General features: G+C 61.6%; 6 protein-coding genes. 2 read left to right on the plus strand and 4 right to left on the minus strand.

The annotated features are described in order from the left end of the window. Positions 1-326: 326 nt before the first annotated feature. The 4 genes from OXE05_01490 to OXE05_01505 form a co-directional block, all read right to left on the minus strand. Positions 327-1,940, minus strand: a complete 1,614-nt coding sequence (locus OXE05_01490; protein ID MCY4435989.1) for a gamma-glutamyltransferase family protein — start codon at positions 1,938-1,940, stop codon at positions 327-329. Positions 1,941-2,214: 274 nt separating this feature from the next. Further along, on the minus strand, positions 2,215-2,649 hold the full coding sequence (locus OXE05_01495; GenBank protein MCY4435990.1) for a MaoC family dehydratase: 435 nt from the start codon (positions 2,647-2,649) through the stop codon (positions 2,215-2,217). 321 nt (positions 2,650-2,970) lie between these two features. Next, a complete protein-coding gene (locus OXE05_01500) occupies positions 2,971-3,399 on the minus strand; it encodes a MaoC family dehydratase N-terminal domain-containing protein (protein ID MCY4435991.1) in 429 nt (142 codons plus the stop codon). 44 nt (positions 3,400-3,443) lie between these two features. Then, positions 3,444-4,826 (minus strand): AMP-binding protein, encoded by a 1,383-nt coding sequence (locus OXE05_01505; protein MCY4435992.1) that lies wholly within the window; start codon positions 4,824-4,826, stop codon positions 3,444-3,446. A gap of 564 nt (positions 4,827-5,390) precedes the next feature. Between OXE05_01505 and OXE05_01510 the strand changes: the two genes are divergently transcribed. Together OXE05_01510 and OXE05_01515 are read left to right on the plus strand one after the other, a co-directional pair. Next, the gene (locus OXE05_01510; protein MCY4435993.1) at positions 5,391-6,368 is read left to right on the plus strand and encodes a TauD/TfdA family dioxygenase; all 978 of its coding nucleotides are present in this window, start codon (positions 5,391-5,393) and stop codon (positions 6,366-6,368) included. Positions 6,369-6,857: 489 nt separating this feature from the next. Next, on the plus strand, positions 6,858-7,445 hold the full coding sequence (locus tag OXE05_01515; GenBank protein ID MCY4435994.1) for an HD domain-containing protein: 588 nt from the start codon (positions 6,858-6,860) through the stop codon (positions 7,443-7,445). Positions 7,446-7,610 lie beyond the last annotated feature (165 nt).

Below are 7,610 nucleotides of genomic sequence, written 5' to 3' on the forward strand. Positions count from 1 at the left end.
ACGAATTACCTGGCATTTACAATTCCCGCTTTCGCGGGAATCCATCTTCTCCGCAACGTGCGCCCATTGCCACAGGCGGGAGACTAGCTTCAATGACGTTGCAATTGCCACTAAAGCGCGGAACATGGTACTTGCAAGTCCCCACATCCCCGGTAGCGCAGGTTTGTAACCTGCGTCTGTATTGGGCCAATCGTTGTGTGCCCTCTTCCCCAATACGGTGTCCATGGGAAAAGCCCTGTTTCTCCTTGTATCCAGGAGCGGGGGACAAGCCCCCGCGCTACGGCCTAAACGCAAGAGTCCAGCGCTGCGACTACGGTGCGGGCACATTAGGTGCGCGCGATGATTCCCGCCCCTTCGCCGCGCGGGTCGGAGCCGCCGTCCAGCCTGCCGTCTGTCCCGATTGTAACGAGCTGGCAGAGCGCAAAGCGGGACGGATAGCTGATCGGGTCCTGCTCAACCGTGAATCCCCGCGCGCGTAGAGCAGCGCAGATATCCGTGCGCATGCGGGCGTCGCACCAGATTGTGTCGCCTTCGGCGTGGATGCGCGGCGCTGTCACCGCTTCCGTGGCGGTCATACCAAAGTCTACGACGTTCGAAAACGCCTGCACCAGGGCGCTGAGGATGGCGTTGCCGCCCGGCGCGCCCCAGGCCACGGCGGGCGAGCCGTCCCGCGTGGCTATGGCCGGCATCATCAGGTGCAGCCGCACTTTGCGGGGAGCGAAGGAACTGGCGCGGCCCGGCCGGGGATCAAAGCGGTTCATGCCGTTATTGTAGACAAATCCCATGCCGGGTGTGATGACGCCCGAATGGTTGCCGTTGCTGTGGGTAATGCACGCGATATTGCCCGCCGCGTCCACCACGGTGAGGTGGGTCGTATCCCCGTGCTCATGGGGTGGCGCGACGCCGCCTACGGTACCGGCCGTCACCGCCGCGCGGAGTTGGGCCGTGCGCTCCGTCGAAAGTAGCACCGACTCTGGAGTTTGCGGCAGGAAGTCGGAGTCTCCTAAATAATCGCGCCGGTCTTGATTTACCAATTGCAGCGTAGACCCCAGATGGGACAAGTATTCTGTGCTGCCGTGTCCCAGCCCGGTGAGATCGAACCCCGCGAGCACGTTCAGCGACTGCAGCAGCAGCGGCCCACCGCCCGGCGCGCCGTTGCTATACACTGTGTAGTCGCGGTAGGTAGTCGCGCGGGGGGCGTAGGTGACCGGTTTGTACACGGCCAGATCGTCGCGGGTTACAAACGCGCCGTTGCGCTCCAGATCATTGCCTATGCGCTGGGCCAACTCGCCGTGGTAGAAGTCATCCGCGCCAGCCGCGGCAAGCTGTTCGAGTGTATCGGCATACGCGGGATTGCAAAGCTGCTCGTCCGCGTCAAACAGCGCTCCGTCCGGTTTCAGGTAGAGCGCGGCGCAATCGGCCGTTGCGCTCAGACGCTCGACACGGCTGGGTCTGTAGGGTTCCGGTTGCTCGTTGGTGACTTGCGCCATGCCCGGCAGCACGGGAAAGCCCTGCCGCGCGATGCGGATTGCCGGCTGCAGGAGGACCCGCCACGGCAAGGTGCCAAAGCTGCGGTGCACCTCGCCCAAGGCGGCCACCGCGCCGGGCGTGCAGATGGAGGTGTAGCCCATAGTGCTGCGGTAGTCTTCAAACAGGCTCTCACCGCTGAATTCTCCTTCACCGCGATAGTCGTCAAGCCACATGTCCTCCGTCACCTGCGATCCGGCGCGCAGGCAGCCGTCCACGATTACGTGGGCATCGTGCGCACGCGAAAAGAGGTGCGCCGAGACCATGCCCCCGACACCGCAACTGAAGGGCGTCACGATCATCTGCACGAAAGCGGTGGCAATGGCAGCGTCAAAGGCATTTCCGCCCGCTTCCAGAATTTTTGCGCCTTCCTCAGCGGCGCGGGGATGGACGCAGGCTACGATTCCAGGCATCCTTTGCGCTCCTCAAATTGCGGAAACTCGTTACTTCAAGACTCTTCTCGCGTAGGACTCTAATCTCTTACTTGCCCTGGGCGAGCGGGCTGTTTGCTCTCTATTCCAACGAATGTGGCCGGTCCACGTCCGTCATTCCGGCGGAAGCCGGAAGCCATCTTTGCCGCGCCTAACGCACAGCCCCCGCCCGAGACTCCGGCGTGCGACGGAGTGACAGGTGGAATTCCATTCGCCGCTCGCTCCACGTCACGGCCTGGCGCGCGAAAGTCCGGCATCACTCCAGCCTGCCGCTCGCCGTGCCGACGACAACCGGCGTGCCGTCCTGGTTTTCGCACCAGACGTCGAGCGAGAACTGGACACCTGAATTTGTACTCTCTATGTCAGTGACGCGAGCCTTGGAGACGATGTCGTCACCGGCGTCGATGATGCCAATGAACTTGGTATCGAACATTCCGTAGCTTAGCCAGGCCTCACCAAAGAGGTCGACCAGCAGTTCCGTCAGGTAGCCGAGGCACATGGCGCCGGAGGCGGCTCGGGTGGGCAGGCCGCTCGCCTGCGCGGCGGCAAGGTCGGTGTGCACATTCTTGGCGGGCCAGCCGTCAAAGCGCGGCCAGCCGCCGGAAAAGAGCCACGTGCGGTACGACGTGACCTTCTTTGTGCGGCCCGTTACGGTGTGGCCGACGGGCGTGTCGGGCGAGATCTGTTGCATCTATGTGTCCTTGCTGCGTTATCTTCCAGCTTTCCGTCATTCCTGTAAGTGTTGACTATTTCGTTGACAGAATCCTCTACCCAATTGGCGGCGTAGAGAAATCAAGTCATTCCGATCGTAGCGCAGCGAAGAGTCGCTAAGAGCGCGGAATCTAAGCTTTTGAGCCTATCGGGCGACATGTTTCATGGACCCTAGATTCCGCGAACCCTGTTCGACGCTCCGCTCGGAATGACATTGGTACTTGTCAAATCTTGTGTTGCGTTCAGTTGCTCTTGTTCTCAAATCTGTCAACGAATTGCCTGACATCTACAGGGAAAGACATTACTCTTCCCCCATGTAGATGTTCGTCGAAATACGGCGAAGCACTTGTGCGCCGGTCTCGGTGGTAATGAGCGCCTCGACAACCTGGTACTCACGTTCCCGCTTACTATAGGTGTCTAAGATTTTCCAGGAAACGGTGATAGTGCTCCCAACAGGCGCGGGCTCATAGTACGTGGCTTCTTCATGGGTGTGAATGGCCGCCACACCGGCGGGCAGGGAAAACGAAGGACTGCGCGTCAGATTGCTGAAATTGAAGAGCAGCCCGGCGTGGATGATAGGCGGCGCGCCATCCTCGCCTGTCACATAGCGTGGATGTAAGTCCTCCACTGCGTGCAGGAAGTTCTCGTTGAATTCCTCCGTCACCTGAAAGGTGAACGGGTCCAGTTCATCACCGGCGACGAGCCGGTCGGTACGTTGCGGTGTTCCCACGATGGTGCAATCTTTCTTGGATTGAGAAGTCTTGCTAATACTGCTTACATATCCACTCGTTCGTCCACAAAGCGCTTGAACTTGTAGCCGCCCGCGATTTCGCCAAAGCCGTCTGCCGGCAGAAACTCAATTTCGGGACTAATCTCCGTTTCGGCGCGCACGGTGGCCGCGATCTCGTGCCGTAAGCGCTCTCGTTCTGCCTCGGCGCACGCGGCGCGCACCCGGAGTACGTCGGCGGAGAGCGGATCGTGGGGAGTCTCTCGACTGATGACAACCTGGTACTCCCTCACCCCCCGGCTGAGCAAACCCGATAGTCCTTCTAACAGCATAGCCGGATTCACCAAGGTGCCCTTGACCTTCGTCAGGCCGTCTACGCGATACGGGCTGCCCAGGAAGCGCGGCTCGTAGCGGTCGCAGTGAGGACACTGCTCGTGCGTCAGCGCTACCACGTCACCGGCCGCGTAGCGCAGCAGCACCGTGCCGCGCCGGTTGAGGTGCGTTAGGACCAGCAGGCCCCGCGCGCCGTCAGGCACGGGCGCGTACGTCTGCGGGTCAACCACCTCAAAGTGGAACTGCTCGGGCGCGGGCAGATGAGCGCCGCCGTTTTCGCGGCACTCCGTGGACGGCCCCATGAGCTCCGTCATGCCGTAGCCGTTGTTGACCGTGACGTGCGGGCTGCCCAGGTGCGTGAGCCGCGCGCGCATGTCATTGCGCATAGCCGTGGGGCAGGGCTCGCCCATTGCCATGACGAGGCGCACCGCGCTAAAGTCCTTGCCGAGAGTCTCAGCGCGCAGGATCACGCGCCGCACATACGAGGTGATGCCCCACAGCACCGTGGCGCGTTGGCTCTCGATGAGATCTATGGCCTCGTCCATGCGCCTATGCACCGGAAAGTCAGCATAGGCGCGGCCGGTATGTGCGCTGAGCAGCTTACTGCCGGTCGCCATGGCGCCCCACGTGGCACTCAAGTATCCCTGGTGGGGCACGGCGCTCAGGGGAAAGAGGTTCATCACGGTGTCGTCAGGCCCGACGCCCGCAATGCGCGCGCCGCGCTCCAGCAGGTCGATGCGCGCAAAGCGGTCGTGCACCGTGTCGTAGAAGGGCGTCGGTTCGCCGGTAGACCCCGCCGTGTAGATGATGTCGGCGATCGTTCGCTCCTCCAGGCTCAGGCCGGTGGCGCGGGCGGGGTCAAGCCGAAACGACTCCGGGTCGCGGATGTAGTCCTGTTTGGTCATGGGCGGCAGCTTGGGAATGTCATCTACGGTGCGGAAGTCGTCGGGCGTCAGCCCATACTCATCCATTACCCGCGACGCATAGGGATGCGCCTGCGCCCACAGCGGCGCCATGCGCTGCAGGTAAGCGTTCTGCCGCTCGCGCAGCCGCTGGAGGTATGCGCTGGTTGCTGCCTCAGCGGACGGTTCTTGCATCTGCCGACTCTCAGTGCGTGCGCTCATCGTTGCTGTGCTCAGTTGCCGTGTGTCTTGCTTCGCGACCTACGCCCATGTTGTGGCTATGGGAATTGGGCAAGGGCTGTGCAGGCTCCTTGGTTGCCTGTATGGATTTACCGATTCTAGCGCGGCGGGTAGGTGGTTTCAAGGAGCAGCGGTGCAAGCGGGCGGGCGTGAAGGGCTGAATCGCTGCCATTGCTGTCCAAAGCGTGTGCTTTGCTGTATCCCGGAATGAGGCTGACCCCCGCTAGGGCCGCGGGGTTGGTTCTGGCGCGGTGGTGTAAAATGTCACCAACGGTCGTAGACCCTGAAGCGCGATTGGATTGTCTCGAGTTGGACAGGAGCAGACGGAAGTGAGCGTGCTCGTTTCCATTTCGAGTTAGGAGGCGGGGGACAAGCCCCCGCGCTACCAGAAGAGTTAGGAGGCGGGGGACAAGCCCCCGCGCTACCTGAAACCGGATTTGCAGTTGCAAAAGCACATTGACCGTAATTGAGGTCAGACACTGAGGTGACACAAGCCAGCAAAGTTGGGAGGAAATTAGCATGGCAAGCACGCAGATGTTGTCGGAAGTGATCACCGATTCTCGGGCGTGGACCGCGCAGTCAATCGATGGGGGCGAGTCGTGGCGCTACACTTTGACGGCGGACTGCTTTGCGGAGCTTGACGCCTTTGTCGCGCAGCGGCGAGGCCAGTCCCAGCCGATCACGGAGACCCGGATCGCGAGCGCCGACTTTCCGGCTTGCGCCGCAGTCCTGAACGATGCTGTTGTCGCCTTGGAGAGCGGACGGGGGTTCATCATCGTCGAGCGGCTGTCGTTCGAGCGGTATTCCCGCGAGGAGGCCCAGATGGTCTACTGGGTCATCGGCCAGCTTCTCGGTGCGCCGTTCGCCCAGGACGTGAGAGGCACGCTGCTCTATGACGTGCGCGATATGGGGCAGGACGTATCCAAAGGGGCGCGCTTCTCCGTGAGCAACCTGGAGAGCAGTTTTCACATGGACCACTGTTTCGGCGACCCCATTCCCGATATCCTCGGCTTGCTCAGCTTGCAGGGGGCAAAGTCCGGCGGCAGGAGCCAGTTCCTCAGCGCGTATACGCTGCACAACGAACTGCTCACCAAGTACCCGGACGCGCTGTCAATCCTCTATGAGAATTTCTACTTCGACCGGCGGGGGCAGTTCAAAGAAGGCGAAAAGCCGGTCTTCGAAGCGCCAATCTTTCGCTGGGATGCGCAGGGCCTGCACATCCGCTACCTGTACTACTACATTCAGGTGGGGCAAGAGAAGATGGGTGAGCCATTCAGTCCCGCGCAAGCCAAGGCACTGGAGGCGGTGGAAGCGACGCTGACCCGCCAAGACCTGCACGTTGAAATGCTGCTCGAGCCGGGCCAGATGCTCTTCACAAGCAACCATTGGCTGCTGCACAACCGCACCTCTTTTGAAGACTATCCCGAACCGGAGCGGCGGCGGCACCTGGTGCGCCTCTGGTTGAGCAACCGCAACGGCGCAGTGGCACACCATTAGGCAGGTAGATGGGAAGCTGCCGGCAGTTTAGGCTCTGTACGCAATGGCCTTCTAGGTACCTCGCCACGCGAGGGAGCCCCTCTCCCGTGGCGAAGACCATTGCGTAGCGCCGCTGCAGGGAGAAAGTCCCCTCTCCCTTGAGGAGAGCTTTGCGTAACCCACGCCGGGGCGGGAAAGTCCCCCGGCGGAGACCTTTGCATAACCCCACTTTCATGCAGGGTCACTCCCTCTCTCCGAGGAGAGGGAGAAATTTGCTGCGTCCCTGACCGAATTCCTCCAAGACTTTCCATGGCGAGAGCGGGCCGGGATGAGGGTGAGAGTCTTGCAAGACCTACGAAAGCGTAGGGGCACGACATGTCGTGCCTTGACCGGTTAGGTGGCAGACCGGTTTCCTCGTTCGATAGAATCCCAAAACAAAAGGGAACTACCGCCTCGCTACGCTGAATATGATGGAAGACCCAAAAATTCCTGACCTAAAGGAGAATTGCCATGGCCGGCAACGATGAACTGCGGGCAAGCGTCCGCCAAAGCTTTCCGGAATTAGCCGATATCTCAGACGAGACGCTGCGGGAGCAGGTGGTGGAGGCCTGGGCCTTTGCCCTCTCGGAAACCGAATTCACGGCCGTCGAGCAGATGCGCGCGTCCGGCAATCCGGATACCCCCGCCATGAAGCAAGGCACCCAAGCCGACCACCTGCGCGGAGTGGCCCGCATTGCCTTGGCCGTGGCCGACTCCCTGGAGCAGGTGGTGGGGCCGCTGGGCATCGACCGCGACCTGCTATGCGCCGCTGCGCTCTGTCACGACCTGGGCAAGCCGTTCGAATTCAGTCCCGCCAACCAGGCGCGCTGGCGCGCCGACCCCCGCAAAGCGGGCTTCCCTGCAGTGCGGCATCCCGCGTATGGCGTGCACGTGGCGCTTACCGTGGGCCTGCCGGAAGCCATTGTGCATACGGCCGGCGCGCACTCCGCCGAGGGTGAAAACGTCGAGCGCAGCCTGGTAAATACCATCGTCCACCTGGCTGACCATGCGTATTGGACTATCCTGCGACGCGCCGGAGCCCTGGAAGAGGATGCGTAGCGGCACGACAAGTCGTGCCCATAGGGGCAAATCTCCCATCCATGCAGAATATCTTTGCGTAACGAGGCCCTGAGGAAAAAGTGTTACCCCTCTCTCCTTGGGAGACCTTTGCATAACCCCACCTTCAGGCAGGGGCACTCCCTCTCCTGGGGGAGAGGGTTGGGG

The sequence above is a fragment of the Chloroflexota bacterium genome, assembly GCA_026710945.1.
In the GTDB taxonomy this organism is placed as follows: Bacteria; Chloroflexota; UBA11872; order VXOZ01; family VXOZ01; genus VXOZ01.